General features: G+C 44.1%; 17 protein-coding genes. 1 reads left to right on the forward strand and 16 read right to left on the reverse strand.

What is annotated here, in order from left to right; translation table 11 throughout:
* Positions 1–33 precede the first annotated feature (33 nt).
* Positions 34–918, forward strand: coding sequence for a LysR family transcriptional regulator GigC (gigC, locus tag E0H81_RS04225; RefSeq protein WP_131316783.1), 885 nt, complete (start codon positions 34–36; stop codon positions 916–918).
* 53 nt (positions 919–971) lie between these two features.
* Here gigC and E0H81_RS04230 read toward each other — a convergent pair whose 3' ends face one another.
* From E0H81_RS04230 to ndhC, 16 genes are all read right to left on the reverse strand, one after another.
* Positions 972–1,709, reverse strand: coding sequence for a cold shock domain-containing protein (locus E0H81_RS04230; protein WP_131316785.1), 738 nt, complete (start codon positions 1,707–1,709; stop codon positions 972–974).
* Between the two features lie 124 nt (positions 1,710–1,833).
* Complete coding sequence (locus E0H81_RS04235; RefSeq protein ID WP_067726417.1) at positions 1,834–2,130, reverse strand: cold shock domain-containing protein; 297 nt, start codon at positions 2,128–2,130, stop codon at positions 1,834–1,836.
* An 88-nt stretch (positions 2,131–2,218) separates the two neighbouring features.
* Positions 2,219–2,854 (reverse strand): uracil phosphoribosyltransferase, encoded by a 636-nt coding sequence (upp, locus tag E0H81_RS04240; RefSeq protein WP_131316787.1) that lies wholly within the window; start codon positions 2,852–2,854, stop codon positions 2,219–2,221.
* A gap of 122 nt (positions 2,855–2,976) precedes the next feature.
* Entirely contained in the window at positions 2,977–4,470 is a 1,494-nt protein-coding gene (gene nuoN, locus E0H81_RS04245; RefSeq protein WP_131316789.1) for an NADH-quinone oxidoreductase subunit NuoN, read from the reverse strand.
* Positions 4,471–4,473: 3 nt separating this feature from the next.
* Positions 4,474–6,078, reverse strand: coding sequence for an NADH-quinone oxidoreductase subunit M (gene nuoM / locus E0H81_RS04250; RefSeq protein ID WP_171458572.1), 1,605 nt, complete (start codon positions 6,076–6,078; stop codon positions 4,474–4,476).
* A gap of 7 nt (positions 6,079–6,085) precedes the next feature.
* The gene (gene nuoL / locus E0H81_RS04255) at positions 6,086–7,975 is read right to left on the reverse strand and encodes an NADH-quinone oxidoreductase subunit L (protein ID WP_131316793.1); all 1,890 of its coding nucleotides are present in this window, start codon (positions 7,973–7,975) and stop codon (positions 6,086–6,088) included.
* Positions 7,972–8,280 carry an NADH-quinone oxidoreductase subunit NuoK gene (gene nuoK / locus E0H81_RS04260; RefSeq protein WP_067726428.1) on the reverse strand — a complete coding sequence of 103 codons (309 nt, stop codon included), beginning with the start codon at positions 8,278–8,280 and terminating at the stop codon, positions 7,972–7,974. Before nuoK ends, nuoL begins: the two co-directional genes overlap by 4 nt.
* A complete protein-coding gene (nuoJ, locus tag E0H81_RS04265; RefSeq protein WP_171458573.1) occupies positions 8,280–8,798 on the reverse strand; it encodes an NADH-quinone oxidoreductase subunit J in 519 nt (172 codons plus the stop codon). The genes nuoK and nuoJ overlap by 1 nt, the downstream gene beginning before the upstream one ends.
* On the reverse strand, positions 8,798–9,340 hold the full coding sequence (nuoI, locus tag E0H81_RS04270) for an NADH-quinone oxidoreductase subunit NuoI (RefSeq protein ID WP_067870251.1): 543 nt from the start codon (positions 9,338–9,340) through the stop codon (positions 8,798–8,800). Before nuoI ends, nuoJ begins: the two co-directional genes overlap by 1 nt.
* Before the next feature lie 18 nt (positions 9,341–9,358).
* Positions 9,359–10,375 (reverse strand): NADH-quinone oxidoreductase subunit NuoH, encoded by a 1,017-nt coding sequence (gene nuoH / locus E0H81_RS04275; protein WP_131268668.1) that lies wholly within the window; start codon positions 10,373–10,375, stop codon positions 9,359–9,361.
* 3 nt (positions 10,376–10,378) lie between these two features.
* Positions 10,379–13,063, reverse strand: a complete 2,685-nt coding sequence (gene nuoG, locus E0H81_RS04280) for an NADH-quinone oxidoreductase subunit NuoG (RefSeq protein WP_131316797.1) — start codon at positions 13,061–13,063, stop codon at positions 10,379–10,381.
* Between the two features lie 11 nt (positions 13,064–13,074).
* Positions 13,075–14,406 carry an NADH-quinone oxidoreductase subunit NuoF gene (gene nuoF / locus E0H81_RS04285; RefSeq protein ID WP_131316799.1) on the reverse strand — a complete coding sequence of 444 codons (1,332 nt, stop codon included), beginning with the start codon at positions 14,404–14,406 and terminating at the stop codon, positions 13,075–13,077.
* A complete protein-coding gene (nuoE, locus tag E0H81_RS04290; protein ID WP_131316801.1) occupies positions 14,403–14,912 on the reverse strand; it encodes an NADH-quinone oxidoreductase subunit NuoE in 510 nt (169 codons plus the stop codon). Before nuoE ends, nuoF begins: the two co-directional genes overlap by 4 nt.
* 13 nt (positions 14,913–14,925) lie before the next feature.
* Positions 14,926–16,713 (reverse strand): NADH-quinone oxidoreductase subunit C/D, encoded by a 1,788-nt coding sequence (gene nuoC / locus E0H81_RS04295; RefSeq protein ID WP_131316803.1) that lies wholly within the window; start codon positions 16,711–16,713, stop codon positions 14,926–14,928.
* 88 nt (positions 16,714–16,801) lie between these two features.
* Positions 16,802–17,479, reverse strand: coding sequence for a NuoB/complex I 20 kDa subunit family protein (locus E0H81_RS04300; RefSeq protein WP_131268677.1), 678 nt, complete (start codon positions 17,477–17,479; stop codon positions 16,802–16,804).
* 6 nt (positions 17,480–17,485) lie between these two features.
* A complete protein-coding gene (gene ndhC, locus E0H81_RS04305) occupies positions 17,486–18,034 on the reverse strand; it encodes an NADH-quinone oxidoreductase subunit A (RefSeq protein WP_131316805.1) in 549 nt (182 codons plus the stop codon).
* Positions 18,035–18,526 lie beyond the last annotated feature (492 nt).

Consider the following 18,526-nt stretch of genomic DNA (forward strand, 5'->3'; position numbering starts at 1 on the left):
TATTAATATTTTTTAAATGTTAAGGCTCTATTCATGCGCATGACTTTACGCCAGTTGGCTGTTTTTGTAGCAGTCGCCCAAGAAGGCACAGTAACCAAAGCCAGTGATGCCGTAAAACTCACCCAAAGTGCTGCAAGTATGGCTTTAGCAGACTTAGAAGATGGCTTAGGTGCTCCGCTGTTTGACCGTTTGGGTAAACGCTTGCAATTAAACGACTTAGGGCGTTATTTATTACCGCAGGCCTTAGAAATTTTAGGCCGTTGTGATGCCTTTGAACAAGCTGCAAAAGGCGAACTACAAAGTATCGACTTGCGTTTAGGCGCTACACTGACCATCAGTGACTATTTGATTCCAGACCTGATGGCAGACTTCCTGCAAATTCAGCCACAAGCACATTTACAACTTCAAGTCGGCAATACCCGCCAAATGATTGAAGCTGTGAATCAATTCCAGCTTGATCTGGCGCTGATTGAAGGTTCATGTCATCTACCGCAGTTACAGTGTATCCACTGGCGTGATGATGAACTAGCGGTATGTTGCTCGCCAGAACATCCACTGGCGCAGCTTGATCGCGCACTCACCCCTGCTGACTTTGAGGCGGCAGGCGTGGAATGGATTTTACGTGAAGAAGGTTCAGGGACTCGCGAAGTCTTTGATAATGCGATTCTCCAAGATTTACCCGATGCCAATATCCGTTTAACTCTCGGTCATAATGAAGCGATTCTTAAAATTGTGGCAGGTGGTATAGGGATGTCTTGTATTTCTAAACTTGCGATTGAGCCTTTACTTGAAAAAGGTCAGTTGGTCATTCTAGATACTCCATTCTGGCAACTCACCCGTCCATTGTTCATGTTAGTACATCGCCAAAAGTACCAGGGTCCAGGTTTAAAAGCCTTTATAAAATTCTGCGAAAAATAATTTAAAGTCATAAAAAAAGCGCCTTGATGGCGCTTTTTTTTATTTAGATTTTTTTACCAACGTGAATCATTTTCACAGGGTATTTTGTCACCATCTCCATCCATTTTATTATCTGGACAATGTTGAACAAACCATTCAGCTTCTGCTCTTGAATTCATTTGGCTACAATGTTGTCGTCCATCACATTTAAATTGCGAAGGCTGCTGATGTTGTACAGCATTTTGTTTTTCAATACTGGCACTGACTTTTTCTGAACGGGGTTTATTGGTTAAATAGGTCTGATCTTCCAGATTTCTTTGTCCTTCTTCTGAAAGGACTCGATCCGGTAAATCCCCCAAAGCTTCTCGCTGCTGTTCCACAATCTGCACCTGTTGTTGCATAAGTTGTTGTGCTTTCAGTTGCTGGGCCTGTCTATAATCTTGATATTTGTTATAAACCACTACTGCCAGCACAGCGATAATGATTAGCCCAATAATAGTAAAAATACGACCTTTAGAATTACGCTCATTAAAACGTGGCGAAGCACTGTTATTGCTATACGAGCGTTGTTGGGGAACATCTTCTAAAGCTGCTGTGTTTTGCTTTAAATCCAAACGTACAATCTGATCGGCTTTTAATTTGCCGTTCTCTTCGACAATACGGAACTTTAACTTTTCCCCGAGTTTCGGTTCGACACTTTTATTGGGAAAATCCTTAATATGAAAAAATAAGTCTTTCGACTCCCCGTCAATTGCAATAAATCCAAAGCCACGCTCAATGATGTAGCTTTTAATTTCCCCCTCAACAAACATAGCAATCTCTTATTATTTAAGTCTTATGCCGAGAATTGTAATAAAAAAAAGCGCCTAAATGGCGCTTTTTAATGAATATTTTAATCATCTAAATAAAATAATGAGATGACGAAAATTTATTCAATCAACGTTTAAAGTTTGATAACAACGCTGTTGAAATGGCTTCATTGTGTTCCAATATTTTTTTCTGTTTGGTTTTGGCTGGATTTGGATCCACACGCTCAATACGTGTTGCCTTCATCTTCTCGCCATTTTCTTCAAGCACAAATTTTACTTTTTCATTGCGTTTTGGCTCAACCTCTGTGGCTGTGGCAAAATCTGAGATATGGAAAAATATATCTTCCCCTGCCATTGAAATAAAACCGAATCCTTTTTCAGGATTGTATTTGAATACTTTGCCGAATCTATATTCTAATTTCATGCTGCTGCCCTATTTTAAAAATGCCATGTGTACATTATATAAAAAAAGAGGCTTAAAGCCTCTTTTTTCGATCTTTTAAAAAGACGAATTAATCTTTTTGTACAGAACCAAAGATTTTATCGCCAGCATCACCCAGACCCGGAACGATATAACCATTTTCATTCAAACCATCATCAATTGATGCGGTAAAAATGATGACGTCAGGGTGCGCCGCTTCAACACGTTTGATCCCTTCAGGAGCAGCAACCAAAACCATGACACGGATATCTTTACAGCCACTTGCTTTCAATACATCAATAGCGGCAACCAGTGATGAACCAGTCGCCAACATTGGATCGATAATCATCGCCAAACGGTTTTGAACGTCCGGTACCAATTTTTTATAGTAAGTACGCGCTTCTAAAGTTTTTTCATCACGTTCTAAACCCAGAACCGATACTTTCGCACTTGGAATCAGATTCAAGAAACCATCTAACATGCCAATACCGGCGCGTAAAATTGGCACAACGGTAATTTTTTTACCGACAATACGATCTACAATTACCTTGCCATTCCAGCCATCAATTTCGTGATCACATACCGGTAAATCTTTGGTCGCTTCATAAGTGAGAAGCATGGTGACTTCTTGTGCTAATTCGCGGAAATTTTTTGTACTAATGTCTGCACGGCGTAGCAAACCAAGTTTATGTCGAATGAGCGGATGACGGATTTCATGAATAGCCACGGGAGAACACCTAAAAGATGAGATAAAATTTCTCCTATTATAAATGTTTTTTATATCTCTTATAAACAAAAAAGCCCCCTAATCTAGGAGGCTTTTTGTTTAAAACTAATCGTTTTTTTAGATTACTGCTGAGAAAGCATGAAATGCAGCGGAGATAAAATCTCTGCTTGAAGCGCTAACTTGATGATTGGGTCAGGGTAAACACCGATTACCAATACAGCGAGTGCAGCAGCAAGCACCATAAGACCACCGACTTTTTGACCCCAATGTTTATCGGCATCAATACGCGGGGTATCTGGAGGTGTCATGTACATCACCACCATCACACGAAGGTAGTAATACAAACCAATACCAGAACCCACGATGATCATTGCAGCAAGGAACCAATGTTGCGTTGTTACCGCAGCCATGATTACCAGGAACTTACCAATGAAACCCGCAGTTAGTGGAATACCGGCAAGCGACAACATCATGACAGTCAAAGTTGCAGTCAGGATTGGACGACGCCAGAACAAACCACGGTAATCCGCCAAACTTTCTGCTTCATTGTCGTTGTTGTACGGGCTCGACATTAACGCAACCACACCGAACGCACCAATTGTTGTTAACACATAAGTGATCACATAAACCGTTACGTTACCAAGGCTTGCGTAAGTCATGCTGATTAAACCAATCAACAAATAACCAAAGTGTGCAATTGAAGAATAACCCAGGATACGTTTCAAGTTGACTTGACGTACCGCAAGGAAGTTACCCACCAAGATTGAAAGCACCGCAATAATCGTGATGATGGTTACAATTGAATCAACCAGGATTGCACCTGAAGAAAGCAAGTAACGTACAAATAAACCAATCGTTGCAACTTTCGCAACAGTCGCAAGGAATGTTGCGATTGGCGCTGGTGCACCGGCATAAACGTCTGGTGTCCATTTGTGGAACGGCGCAAGAGACAATTTAAATGCTACGGCACAGATGATTAAGCCTAAACCTAAAATCACCATTGGTTGCTGGATCGCTTGCATTAAGGCTTGAACATTGTCATAGAAAGACAATGAACCGGTATACGCATAGATATATGCCATGCCCATCAACAACATTGCTGAAGCGGTTGCTGAAAGCACTAGGTATTTGATACCCGCTTCTAAAGAACGTGACCGCTGATGCGTATATGCCAACAGACCGTATACAGGAATCGACATCAACTCAAGGCTGATAAAGAAAGATGCATAGTGAGAGCTTGCTACCATCAGCATTGCACCCGCTACCGAGCACAACATCAAGATATACAGTTCTTCACGGTTATCTGTGTAGTTTTCAATATACGCGTGTGACAAGGTACAGCAAGCAAGGGCCGCAACAATAATCACCAATTGATAAAGCATGCTAAATGGATCAACCATAAACATGCCCATCACGTTTGATGGTGCAAATGCCCCACCAAACATAGCGAACAGGATATACAGCAAAGCAAGGTTTAAGCCCACTACAGATGCTGTTGCACTTAAATTATGGTTACGTTTAATTGCAATGAGAAGCATCACAACGATCGCAGTTAAAGCCACGATCATCACAGGAGCTAATGGCATAAGCTCAGAAAATGACATTGTGAAGTTCATGGCTTATTGGATCTCCACATTTTGTTGAGATACGACTTGTTGAGTCGCATCGACAACGTCTTGAACTGGAATATAGCTATTTGCTAACCACGCCATGCTTGAATTTGAAATATCAAGGAAGCTCTGTGGGTAGATACCAAGCCATAGTAGAGCAACGGCACACACCAACAAAATAACAATCTCACGTGAGTTTAAGTCTTTCAGTGGGTTTGTATAATGTTGTTTTTGCTCTTCGTTTGGCGTACCAAACATTGCTTTGTGGATGAGGATTAAGCCATAAAGACCTGCCAACACCAAGCTGATTGCTGCCAAAATGGTAAAGGTTGGGAATTTTTCGAATGAACCCATCAAAATCAGGAATTCACCAATAAAGTTACCCAGACCCGGAATACCAACAAGGGCTGCGACAAAGAACATCAAGAAAAATGGCAGGTATTGGAACTGACCACGAATACCGCCCATTTTACGTAAGTCACGGGTATGTAAACGCTCATACACTTGACCACACATAATGAACAGTGCAGCAGATGAAATACCATGTGCCAACATCATGATCATCAGACCTTGGAAGGTCAAAATGTTACCTGCGTAGATCGCAAGGAGTACAAAGCCCATGTGCGAAATAGAGGTATAAGCCAGTAAACGTTTCATATCGGTTTGCTGGAAAGCACACCAGGCGCCGTAGAACACACCAAGTAAACCGAAGATGATTGCGATGTCTGCAAACTGTGCAGAAGCCGCCGGAAAGAATGGAATAACGAAACGCAGTAAACCGTATGCCGCTGTCTTAATCAAGATACCTGCCAAGTCGACAGAACCTGCTGTCGGTGCTTGAGCATGCGCATCTGGTAACCAGCCGTGCAATGGGAACACTGGAAGTTTCACAGCGAAACCAATGAACATACAGATCATCAAGGCATAAGCCACTGATGGTAATTGTGCATCAAGCGTATTCGCCACACCTAACAAGTAGTTGTAATCAAATCCGATCATGCCAGTCATCATGTAACCGTAAACCACAAGGCCTAGGATACCGATGAGCATGATTAAACCTGCAACCTGGGTATAGATGAAGAACTTGGTCGCTGCGTATACACGTGATTTGTTGTCCGCGCCTTTATGACCCCATAACGCAATCAGGAAGTAGATTGGTACAAGCATCATCTCCCAGAAGAAGAAGAACAGGAACAGGTCAATCGCGATAAATACACCGATGACCCCACCCAAAGACCATAAAAGGTTTAAGTGGAAGAATCCGACATTCTTTTGAATCTCACCCCATGAACAGCCAACTGCAAGTACACCCAGTAATGCAGTCAAGCCAACCATCAGTAAAGATAAACCATCCACAGCCAAGTGAATGTTAATGCCGAGGGTCTGAATCCAAGGCACCATGAATTCGGCAGCCCAAGTCGGAACTTTAGCGCCTAATTCATAGTTATAAGTACCTGATTGCCAAAGCGCAACAGTTAAGCCCAAAGTGATGAGCATACCAATTAAGGCAATATAACGTGGCAATTTGTCGTCGAACTTGTCGACTAACCAACAAATAAAACCTGCAATGAACGGTACGAGGATCAGCGCGGGTAAAATCCAGTTGTTTGTGATTTCCATCTTATTTCCCCACTACCTGAATCACGATCAAGATCATCAGCAAGACCACTACACCGAGTGACATACTTGATGCGTATTCACGCAATGAACCTGTTTGACGTGAGCTTGTGAAGCTATGACCACCTTTAACAATGGCAGGAAGCACCAACCACAAACCATCAATTGGATCACGGCCTAAAATTTTCGCAATAAACAAATATGGTTTTACAAATACGATGTTATACAACGCATCAAAACCAAGTGCATTACGGCAAATATTGGCAAGACCTGCACCCAATGTAGTTTTAGCAAACGCTTTAACTGCTTTATAAGCAAAGGCAAACAAGATCACGCCAACCACAAGACCGGCAAGTGCAATACCGACTGCTGTATATTCAGCGCCGTGTACACCCGCTTCAAGTGTTTCAGGAATAATAAACGCCGGAATTTTCGCAGAGTTTAAAATTGCTTCTACGGGCGCTTTTAAGAAGTAAGCCAAACCAGTTGAAAGTACCGCCAAGATACCCAATGGTGCCCAATAAGTCGCACCTTTGATTTCGTGATACGGTGTGTTTTCTTTACCAAAGAATACAACCCAGATTAAACGGAATGTATAGATTGAAGTTAAGAATGCACCAGCAACACCGACCCAGTACAAGCTGTTATAAACTGCAACACTTTGCCCCTGCGCCCAAACTGCACCAAGGATGGCATCTTTCGAGAAGAAGCCGATGGTCAAGAATGGAATTGCAGCCAAGGCACCGCCACCAATCGCGAAGCAGGCAAACAAGAATTTGTTATGTTTGAACAAGCCACCCATTTTGAAGATGTTTTGTTCGTGGTGGTAAGCCAGAATCACCGCACCAGACGACAAGAACAATAATGCCTTGAAGAATGCGTGTGAAAGCATATGGAATAAACCGGCTTGGTATGCTTCAGCACCGACAGCCATAAACATGTAACCGAGCTGACTCATGGTTGAGTAAGCCAAGATACGTTTGATGTCGGTTTGAACCAATGCAGCAAAACCAGCAACAATCAATGTTACCGCACCTGTAATCGAAATGAACATCATCACTTCAGGTGTCATTTCAAACACGGAGAACATACGGCAGCACAGGTAAATACCTGCAGTAACCATTGTTGCAGCATGGATCAATGCAGAAACAGGTGTAGGACCTGCCATCGCATCAGCCAACCATGTTTGTAATGGAATTTGCGCAGATTTACCGGCAGCACCCAAGAACAACATTAAAGATGTCCAGATCGCAAGTGAATGGTCACCCGCTAAAACTTGAGGTGCATTGGCAACGATTGTTCCGATATGCAAAGTACCAAATTGTTGGTAAAGCAAGAACAATGCGATCAGCAAGAATACGTCACCGATACGGGTTACGGTAAATGCCTTAATTGCTGCATAACCATTTTCAGGTTTTTGGTAGTAGTAACCAATCAGCAAGTATGAGCAAAGACCAACGCCTTCCCAACCCAAGAACAATAACGCCAGGTTATCGCCAAGGACCAATAACAACATGCTCGCTACGAACAGGTTGAAGTAAGAGAAGAAACGTGCAAAGTCTTCATCCCCATGCATGTACCATGATGCAAAGATGTGGATTAAGAAACCAACACCCGTCACCATGCCCATCATCAGTAATGACAGACCGTCTAGATGCAGGCTCATGCCCGGTGCTAAGCCACCGACATTGAACCAGGTCCAAAGATGTTGAACCTGAGCAACCGAGCCATTCTCGACAAAGCCCATACCAGCGATTAAAGCAAATAAAGCAGAAAGACCTACTGAACCTACCCCAATAATGGCTGCCACACTTTCAGGAAGCTTGTTGCGCCCCGCCGCTAAAAGGATAAAACCAATGAGCGGAAATAATACTGTTAAATATAAATAACTCATCCGCGCATCTCACTAGCAGCATCCACATCCAAATGATGGAAGCGATGGTAGAACTGAAGGACGATCGCAAGACCAATACACGCCTCTGCAGCAGCAAGGGTTAAAATCAGGATGAACATGATTTGTCCATCTGGCTGTAACCATGCGCTACCCGCTAGAACGAACGCAAGTGCAGCTGCGTTCATCATCACTTCAAGGCTCATTAACATAAATAATAGGTTGCGTCGCACCATTACACCGTAAAAACCGAGTGCAAAAAGAATGGTTGCAACGATCAAACCATGTTCTAAAGGGATGTTGCCCATTATTCTTTTTCCTTTTCTGCACTTGGTTCACGTTTACCTAAATGGAATGCTGCAACCAGGGCTGCAAGCAATAACATCGCGGCAACTTCTACCAATAGTAAGTAGTGAGTAAAGAGCGCTTGACCAACAGCTTTAGGTCCAATCACTTCTGTGCCCATGACAGGCCCAGATGTTGTGTAATCTGAACCGAGCATCCAAATAAGCACTAGGCCCATCAGGAAACTCACCATTGCAGGATATGCCCATGCAGATGAAGTGAGCCACTTAGTTTCCTGATCAACTGTATGTTGACCAAGATTCAGCATCATCACCACAAACACGAACAACACCATGATCGCGCCTGCATAAACAATAATTTCAAGTGCACCAGCGAATGGTGCACCCACGATCATGAACATACCTGCAACTGCAAGCAATGAAACGATCAAGCTAAGCAATGCATGTACAGGATTCGCGTTGGTCACAACGCGAATCGTAGAGACAATGGCCACAAGTGCCATCAAATAAAATGGCCACATCATGGTAATAAGCTCCGTACGTCAACAGGCGCGCTTTCGCGTTGTGCTTGACCTTTATCTTTACCTGCTACAGCCATACCGGCTACGCGGTAGAAGTTGTAGTCAGGATATTTACCAGGACCTGAAATGAGCAAGTTTTCTTTCTCATAAACCAAGTCTTGACGAACGTATTCGCCTAATTCGAAATCTGGTGTCATCTGAATTGCAGTCGTTGGACATGCTTCTTCACACATACCGCAGAAAATGCAACGAGAGAAGTTGATACGGAAAAATTCCGGATACCAACGACCATCTTCTTTTTCTGCTTTTTGCAGTGAAATACAGCCCACCGGACAAGCAACCGCACATAAGTTACATGCAACACAGCGCTCTTCGCCATCTGGGTCACGTGTCAATACGATACGACCACGGAAACGCGGCGGAACAATTTGTTCACCTGGTACTTCTGGATATAAAATGGTGTCACGTTTACGTGTCACGTGGCTGAATACCATCCACAATGAACGTACGATTGACCCGAATCCAGCTAGAATTTTATACATTTTGTACTCCCTGCTGTCCTAGGCCTGATTCATCAGAATCACAGCACCAGTCACCAACAAGTTGACCAACGCCAATGGCAAACAAATCTTCCAACCAAAGTTCATTACTTGGTCATAACGTGGACGCATTAACGAACCACGAGCCAAGACAAACATCATTACAAAGAATGCTGTTTTGATAATGAACCAGAATACTGGTGGAATAAATGGAATTTCTAGGTTGAATGGCGCTAACCAACCACCGAAGAATAAAGTTACGATCAGTGCTGAAATAAGAACCACGTTGACATATTCTGCAACGAAGAACATACCCCATTTCATACCGCCGTATTCGACATGGTAACCTTCTGCCAATTCTTGTTCAGCTTCGGGTTGGTCAAATGGATGACGATGCGTTACCGCAACACCAGCAACAATAAAGATCAAGAAACCCAAGAATTGAGGAATAACGAACCAGACATCACGTTGTGCTTCAACAATCTCACGCATGTTGAATGAACCCGCAATTGCGACCACACCCATCAGCGAGATCCCCAAGAACACTTCATAAGAAATGGTTTGAGCTGCAGAACGAAGACCACCCAATAACGCATATTTGTTATTTGAAGACCATCCACCGAACAGTACTGCATAGACTGCAATACCGGCCATTGCCATAAAGAACAATAGCCCGATACTCATGTCCGCAACACCCAGTGTTGGACTTACAGGAATCACCATGAACGAAAGTACCGCAGTTGCCATCGCAACTGCGGGTGCTAAACGGAAAGTCAGCTTGTCCGCAAACTTCGGTGTCCAATCTTCCTTAAACATGATTTTCAGCATGTCGGCAACGATCTGGAACATACCCCCAGGACCAACACGGTTTGGACCGTAACGGTCTTGCCATAACGCAAGTAAACGACGTTCGATGAATGACATCAACGCAGCGACAAGCACCACCACAAGCAAGATCACAATCGCTTGAACTACAGAATAAGCGATTGGCCAGTTCTCAGCCCAAAGCGGTGTTTGACGTATTAATTCTTGTTCCATGAATTACACTCCTACCGCGACTGATACAGGCTCTGCAAGTGAAACCGTTGGTGCAAGACCAATTGGATAACCAATATAACCTGTAGGTAAATATTCAATCACTTGAACTGGCAGGCTAATGTTTGCTTCGCCAGATTTCACCGTGATTTTTTGACCGTCTTGAACATTTAAGCGTGCTGCATCTTGTTCACCCAGTGCAAATACTGCTTCAGGAATACGTGATTCCATGGCTGGTGTTTTAACAGTGAACTCACCAGAACCAAAAATGTGGTGCATCGGTACTAAACGGAAGCTTTCTGGATGCGTAACGACTGGCGTTGGTGCAACGAAAGTACGTGCAGGACGTTTTTGCAGACGATCGAATAAACGAACACCTGAATCACCACCTTTTAAGTGACCACCCACGTTGTCTTGGTATTTATTCCAAGCTTGTGGAGAGTTCCAGCCCGCAGACCATGCAAATGGGATCAATGAAGATGGCGTTTGATTTCCGACATAACCTTCCATAGAGAACGTTAATGCAGAATCGATATCGATTGGTTGTTTCGGTTCATGTACAGATAACGGCGCACGCATGGCAGTACGACCTGAATAACGGCGTGGTTCACGCGCAATTTTCAAGCCATGTACACGGTAACCCGCATCTGGTGCCACATCTCGAATCGCTTCAAGTGCAGGAACATTTTTCGCAACTGACTCGATCACGTCATCAAGCAATGTCCATGAAATTGCCTTACCTTGTAAGCCAGTTTCAAGGGCATGTAACCAGCGCCATGATTCTTTAATCGCATACTCTGGTTTGTGATAGCTTGGGTCATACACTTGGTAGAAACGTTGTGCACGGCCTTCCTGAGATACCACAGTACCATCACCTTCCGCGAAGCTTGCCGCTGAAAGTACAATCGATGCTTTGGCAACAGTTGCAGTTTCAGAATGATCAACCACGATCACCTCAGCTGCTTTGGCAAATGCTGCATCCACCTGAGCTTTTGGTAAACGACGGTATAGGTCGTTTTCAACCACGATAATGGTATCGTAATCTTGAGCGAATGCCTGTTCTAGGCTTAATCCGCCAAAGATTGCCAAGCCCATTGAGTTCACTTCAGGAACAGTCAATGTTAGACCTGCATTTGAACCCAGGTTTTGTGCGACTTGCGCAGCCGCTTCCATGATTGCCGGGTCTTGCAAGCTTGTACCAGAGATAATCAATGGTTTTTTCGCAGCTTTTAAGGTGTCGGCAATGGTTTGTGCAAATGCTTTCGCATCGTCATCCAGACCCGTGATGTTTTCACCTGCAACTGCCGCAGCAACCGCAAAGCCTAAACGCGCGATGTCGTTTGGAGAAGCAACCACTTCGCCTGTCGCAACATCAGACAAACGAGTTTGAGTCGCAGCAAGGATGTAAATCGGAGATTTCGCATCTTGACCAATACGTTGTACCGGTTCAGCCAGCCATTCTTGGGTACGACGTTCTGCCGCCATTTCTTTGGCTTTGTTTTTCGCAGCCTGGCGAACAGACAATGCCATACGTGGCGCAGTTTGAGTTAAGTCTTCACCCAAAATCAACACAGCGTCATAGCTTTCGATTTCACGCATCGTCGGGTTATAAACACCCTCGGTTTGCATGATAGAGGCAGCAAGTTCAACCAGGTTTTGTTCTTTTTGCGACAGACCGGTTGAATAGTTGTCTTGACCGACCAATTCACGAAGCGCGAAGTTGGATTCAAGCGATGCTCGTGGCGAGCCAATACCCAAAACTTTTTTGCCTTGAATATTTTCAATCACGGTATCTAATGCTTGATCGACAGAAACATTGCTTACGCTGGCGCCATTACGGAACTGTGGCTGACGTGGACGATCTTCACGGTTTACATAACCCGTACCGAAACGACCTTTATCACACAGGAAGTATTGGTTAACGTCACCGTTAAAGCGGTTTTCTACACGACGAAGTTCACCATAACGCTCACCCGGAGAGATATTACAACCTGAAGAACAGCCGTGGCATACGCTTGGCGCATACTGCATGTCCCATTTACGGTTATAACGTTCTGAGTGGGTTTTATCAGTGAATACACCTGTTGGACAAACTTCAGTCAAGTTACCCGAGAATTCAGATTCTAGAGTCCCTGATTCAGGACGACCGAAGTAAACACGAGAAGCGCTCGCATACACACCAAAGTCTGTACCGCCTGCGTAGTCATTGTAGTAACGAACACAACGGTAACATGCGATACAACGGTTCATTTCATGAGAAATGAATGAGCCTAGCTCCTGGTTGTAATGCGTACGTTTGGTGAAACGGTAGCGACGACGGTCGTGCTGTGTCATCACCGTCATATCTTGTAAATGACAGTGACCACCTTCTTCACACACTGGACAGTCGTGTGGGTGGTTGGTCATCAAGAATTCAACAATCGATGCACGGAATTCCGTTGCTTCTTTGTCTTCAATTGAAATATAGGAGTTGTCAGAAGCTGGCGTCATACATGACATCACCAAACGACCACGCGTATCTTCAGGATTTGCGTATTGTTTGACGGCACATTGACGGCAAGAACCAACTGAACCTAAGGATGGATGCCAACAAAAGTATGGAATATCCAGACCCAAAGACAAACATGCTTGCAGCAAGTTTTCCGAGCCATTTACTTCGTAGTCTTTTCCATCGACATGAATTGTAGCCATAGTCGAATTCCTTAAACTTGTTCTGCGTGGCTAGCTTGAGCAGCAGGACGATTCGTCACTTTTGCTTCAAACTCGCTACGGAAATGTTTGAGTGCGCCCATAAGCGGCTCCATTGCACCCGGTGCGTGGGCACAGAAAGTTTTACCAATCCATAACTTACGAGTTAACTCTTGTAAGTGATCGATATCTTCCTGCTTACCTTCGCCATTCTCTAAAGCTTTAAGCGCTTTAACTGCCCAAGGTAGGCCATCACGACATGGGGTACAGAAACCACATGATTCACGCGCAAAGAATTCTTCCAAGTTACGGGTCGCTGAAACCATACATTGGGTTTCATCAACAACCATTAACAAACAAGTTCCTAAACGTGAGCCTGCTTTCATGATGCTTTCCGCATCCATTGGCAGGTCAATGTGTTCAGCAGCCAAGAAGTCTGTAGAAGCACCACCTGGTAGCCATGCTTTGAGTTTAAGACCATCACGCATACCGCCAGCATGATCTTCAATCACTTCACGCGCTGTGGTACCAAAAGGAAGTTCCCAAAGACCTGGGAATTTCACCTTGCCTGATGCACCGTAAATTTTAGTGCCAGGATCTTTCGATTTACCTTCAGATAAACCCACATACCATTCAGGACCACGCAGCAGGATTGCCGGTAAATTGTTAAAGGTCTCTACGTTGTTGACAATGGTAGGACGACCCCAAGCACCTGCAACTTGCGGGAATGGCGGTTTGGTACGCGGATTGGCACGGCGACCTTCAAGCGAGTTAATCAATGCAGTTTCTTCACCGCAAATATAACGACCCGCACCGGTATGCACATGCATCTCAAAGTTCCAGCCTGTTCCAAGGATGTTTTCACCCAAGTAACCTTTGGCACGAATTTGCGCTAATGCTTCATTTAAGTAAGCAGCAGCTTCGATGTACTCGCCACGGATGAAGATATAACCTTGAGTTGCTTCTAATGTATAAGCCGCAATCAACATACCTTCAATCAATTGATGTGGAAGTTTTTCCATCAACAAACGGTCTTTGAAAGTACCCGGTTCCATTTCATCGGCATTACAGATCAGGTAACGAGGACCGCCATCATTTGGCGCCATCAATGACCATTTAATCCCTGCCGGGAAACCTGCACCACCACGACCTTTTACAGTTGCAGCTTTAACTACATCCAGTACTTCAGCCGGTTTCATGGCAATGGCTTTTTTAAAGCCTGCATAACCTTCCAGCGCTTCGTAATCATCAGCGTTACGAACTTCATCACGCTTGCTTAAACGCCAAGTCAGTGGATGAGTTTCTGGGTTACCGTCGCCATAAATCGGTTTTGGTTCAGTATTCATACATACTTCTCCAATAACTGTTTAACTGAAGACACTTCAACCAGACCGTGAGTGTCTTCATTAATCATTAGGGTTGGACCTTTGTCACAGTTCCCCAAGCAGCAGATTGGCAAAATCGTGAAACGACCATCAGCAGTCGTTTGACCAAATTGAATACCAAGCTCGCGCTGGAACGCTTCAGCCAAAGTTTCCGCACCCATCAAGAAGCATGCAATTGAATCACATAGCAAAATTACATTGCGACCTACTGGTTGACGGTAGATACGGTTATAGAAAGTAGCAACACCTTCCAAGTCCGCAACACTCATAGAGAGCATTTGCGCAATCGCATTCATTTGCGCATCATCCACCCAGCCATTACGGCGTTGAACGCATTTCAATGCATCCAAACATGCTGCACGCGGGTACGGATAATGTTCAATGTGATGTTCGATATCATGGATTTCTTCCGAAGTTAAAATCCCTTCAACATTCACACGTGGTTTTTTGTCAGTCAAAATCATCATAATGCGTTTACCCCTAGCGATCCACGTCAGCCATTACGACGTCAATTGTCGCTAAATAAATGATCAAGTCAGACATTAAGCTGCCGTTAATCACAGAAGGCATTTGCTGTAAATGCGTGAATGTTGGTGTACGAATACGGGTACGGTAACTCATGGTTGACTTGTCAGAAGTCAAGTAGTAGTTCGACGCGCCTTTTACTACTTCAGCCATCACCGATGCTTCACCCGCAGGCATTACAGGACCCCATGACACGCTCAAGAAGTGCGTAATCAAGGTTTCAATATCTTGCAAGGTCTTGTCTTTTGGTGGTGGAACAGCTAATGGATGATCCGCTTTATAGGCACCAGACGGCATGTTGTCTAAACATTGCTGGACGATTTTGAGTGATTCTTCAATCTCACGGAAGTGAACCATAACACGCGCATAAGCATCGCCTTCGTACTCTAAAGGCACTTCGAAATCATAGTTTTCATAACCGCTATAAGGACGGTATTTACGAACATCGAAATCGATACCTGTGGCACGTAGACCAGTACCCGTTACACCCCAAGCCAATGCAGATTTTGCATCGTATTGCGCAACACCTTGGGTACGACCCATGAATACCGAGTTGCGTAATGCAGCTGTGTAGTATTCTTTCAAACGGCTTGGCATCCATTCAAGAATTTCACGAATGAGTTTTTGCCAGTTGTTTGGAAGGTCGTGCGCTGTCCCGCCAATACGGAACCATGCCGGGTGCATACGGTAACCCGTGATCGCCTCAATCGCGTCATAGATTTTTTGACGGTCAGCGAACATATAGAATACTGGCGTCATACCGCCGGCATCCTGAATTGCAGTACCGATATACAACAAGTGGTTATTGATACGGAACAATTCAGACATCATGACACGGATACATTGCGCACGATCAGGAACCGTGATTCCGGCCATTTGTTCCACACCTAACACATAAGGCATGTTTTGCGCACAACCACCCAAGTAGTCAACACGGTCGGTATATGGAATGAATGAATGCCAGGTTTGACGTTCAGCCATCTTTTCCACACCACGGTGGTGATAACCGATGTCCGGCACGCAGTCTTTGACTTCTTCGCCGTCTAGCTGAAGAATAATACGGAATGCACCATGCGCAGATGGATGGTTAGGTCCCAAGTTCAGGAACATGAAGTCTTCATCGGCATTACCGCGTTTTAGACCCCAGTCTTCAGGAACGAAGCGCAAGTGTTCTTGCTCGAAATCCTGTTTCGCCTGGTTCTGCATGTATGGCGTATATTCAGTCGCACGTGCCGCATATTCTTTGCGCAGTGGGTGACCTTCCCAATACGTTGGCAACAAAATACGACGGAGCATTGGATGCCCTTCGAAATTAATGCCGAACATATCGTATGCTTCACGTTCGTACCAGTTGGCATTTGGCCAAATGTTGGTCGCAGTGGGAAGATTTAAATCATTCTCATTCAATGCAACTTTAATACGAATATCACTGTTACGCTCTAGCGATAACAAATGATAGAACACGGTAAAGTCTGAGGCAGGCAAACCGTCTCGGTGCGTACGTAAACGTTCATCTACCGCCGACAAGTCGAACAACATCACGTATGGACGTGACACTTTACGCAAGAACATTAAGACGTCTTGTACACGTGCGCGCTCAACCCAGACCGTTGGAAAATCTTCAAAAGTCGCTTGCACGTAGAAGTTCTCACCAAACTTGGTTTTGAGTTCTTCTACAATTGCAAATGCTGGGCGTGAATCAACAGGCGTTGATTCTGGCATAGCAATGTCAGTTTCAGCCATTGGCTTGGCTTCCTATTTTATACAAATTCAAGTCAACTTTAACGACAATTACACCCAGACCGGGTGCATCAATATTTCATCGTTAAAATTATTCAATTTCATCCATAGAGCGTAAGTTTTTCACTGCAATACGTTCAGCATTCTTACGGTCACGTTCTGGCTGCATCTTTGGCTTATACACTGGCTGAAGATCATCACCAATTACCGCTGAAAGTGGACGACGCTCTAGTTGAATTTGGTCTTGTAACAGCATCAAGGCTTGTAATAATGCTTCAGGGCGTGGCGGGCAACCTGGGACGTACACATCGACAGGAATGATTTTATCCACACCTTGTACAACTGAATAAATATCGTACATACCACCAGAGTTTGCACAAGCGCCCATTGAAATCACCCATTTAGGCTCTAACATTTGCTCATATAAACGCTGGATTACAGGTGCCATTTTTACAAAGCAGGTCCCTGCGACAATCATTAAATCCGCCTGACGCGGTGAAGCACGAATAACTTCGGCACCGAAACGCGACATGTCATGCACACCGGTTAAGGTGGTTGCATACTCTACGTAACAGCATGATGTACCAAAGTTAAAAGGCCAGACAGAGTTTTTACGACCCCAGTTTACAGCTGTATGCATCACGTCCTCTAAACGAGTCATGAATACATTTTTATTCACTTCTTCTTCAAGCGGATCGGTAACGATCTGGCGCTCCTGAAGTGGATATTGATCAGCATCCGGATTCGCACGGGTTAATGTATATTTCATCCCGAGTTACTCCTTAATAGATGATGTAGCCGGTGTTTTAGCTTTCACACGACCAGAAGATTGAGCTGGAATTTGACCTGTAGGGTCCATAACCAACTCTTCGATAGAGTTAAAGCGAGTAATTTCTGCAAGGTCCATATTTGCTGAACCCATTTTTGATGCCATAGCTGCTGATTTGCGACGATCAATAGGAGACCAATTCAACGCCCCTACTTTCACTGCATAAATCAACGCAATCAATAAATCGACTACAAAAATTACAACAGTGGTAAAACCGAACCAACCTACCTCACGAACAGATGTAGCCCATGCGTAGAGATAAAGTGCTTCCAAGTCAAATACTACAAAGAAAATCGCAACCAGGTAGAACTTAGCAGACAAGCGGATGCGTGCTCCACCAGCACCTACCACACCTGACTCAAATTGCTCTTGCTTCGCACGGCCCCATGACTTACCCCCAAGGAGTAAAGGAACTGTGAGCATAAAGACGCAAAGAAATGTAACGCCGATCACGAAGGCAATAATTGCCCAATCGTATGGAGTAATGGCACTCATGCGGGGATAACTCCTGGCAGGCCTAATTTATTAACAAAGAATGTATGTATTGGCCTTCAAATACACCAAACACAAAATTAATCCCGCCAATTGTACCTGATTTATGATTTCACTTGCTAGCTTATAAGCCTTAGTCTTTTGGATGATTTTTTAGTCATTTTGCCTTTTTTTCAAAGCTTAAGCCCTATTGTTTATCTAGCAATCGCTTTATTAAATCAAAAAAAGAAAATTGATTATTTTTTTCAAATTTATGAAATCCAGGTCCATTTTTTCCCCGAATAAATCCAAATTTCAGTGTTATCTATTTATTCAAGCACATCTACACTCGGCGCAATACGATCAAACTTGGGCACAATGTCCTTCCAGCTCACACTTCCATATCTAAACCACTAACGTAAATCAAATCATTAGCGTAAATCATTGTTGTTTTATTTCTCCCCTAAAGATCAGCGCTTTTAGCAATGCGATGATCCATATGAGCACTCTTTTTAG

The sequence above is a fragment of the Acinetobacter terrestris genome (genome assembly GCF_004331155.1).
In the GTDB taxonomy this organism is placed as follows: Bacteria; Pseudomonadota; Gammaproteobacteria; order Pseudomonadales; family Moraxellaceae; genus Acinetobacter; species Acinetobacter terrestris.

Bases quoted from the DNA above. Each gene is read 5' to 3' on its own strand.
- gigC (WP_131316783.1), top strand. From the start codon at position 34: ATGCGCATGACTTTACGCCAGTTGGCTGTTTTTGTAGCAGTCGCCCAA.
- E0H81_RS04230 (WP_131316785.1), bottom strand. From the start codon at position 1,709: ATGTTTGTTGAGGGGGAAATTAAAAGCTACATCATTGAGCGTGGCTTT.
- E0H81_RS04235 (WP_067726417.1), bottom strand. From the start codon at position 2,130: ATGAAATTAGAATATAGATTCGGCAAAGTATTCAAATACAATCCTGAA.
- nuoN (WP_131316789.1), bottom strand. From the start codon at position 4,470: ATGAACTTCACAATGTCATTTTCTGAGCTTATGCCATTAGCTCCTGTG.
- nuoL (WP_131316793.1), bottom strand. From the start codon at position 7,975: ATGAGTTATTTATATTTAACAGTATTATTTCCGCTCATTGGTTTTATC.
- nuoK (WP_067726428.1), bottom strand. From the start codon at position 8,280: ATGGGCAACATCCCTTTAGAACATGGTTTGATCGTTGCAACCATTCTT.
- nuoJ (WP_171458573.1), bottom strand. From the start codon at position 8,798: ATGTGGCCATTTTATTTGATGGCACTTGTGGCCATTGTCTCTACGATT.
- nuoI (WP_067870251.1), bottom strand. From the start codon at position 9,340: ATGTATAAAATTCTAGCTGGATTCGGGTCAATCGTACGTTCATTGTGG.
- nuoH (WP_131268668.1), bottom strand. From the start codon at position 10,375: ATGGAACAAGAATTAATACGTCAAACACCGCTTTGGGCTGAGAACTGG.
- nuoG (WP_131316797.1), bottom strand. From the start codon at position 13,063: ATGGCTACAATTCATGTCGATGGAAAAGACTACGAAGTAAATGGCTCG.
- nuoF (WP_131316799.1), bottom strand. From the start codon at position 14,406: ATGAATACTGAACCAAAACCGATTTATGGCGACGGTAACCCAGAAACT.
- nuoE (WP_131316801.1), bottom strand. From the start codon at position 14,912: ATGATGATTTTGACTGACAAAAAACCACGTGTGAATGTTGAAGGGATT.
- nuoC (WP_131316803.1), bottom strand. From the start codon at position 16,713: ATGGCTGAAACTGACATTGCTATGCCAGAATCAACGCCTGTTGATTCA.
- E0H81_RS04300 (WP_131268677.1), bottom strand. From the start codon at position 17,479: ATGAAATATACATTAACCCGTGCGAATCCGGATGCTGATCAATATCCA.
- ndhC (WP_131316805.1), bottom strand. From the start codon at position 18,034: ATGAGTGCCATTACTCCATACGATTGGGCAATTATTGCCTTCGTGATC.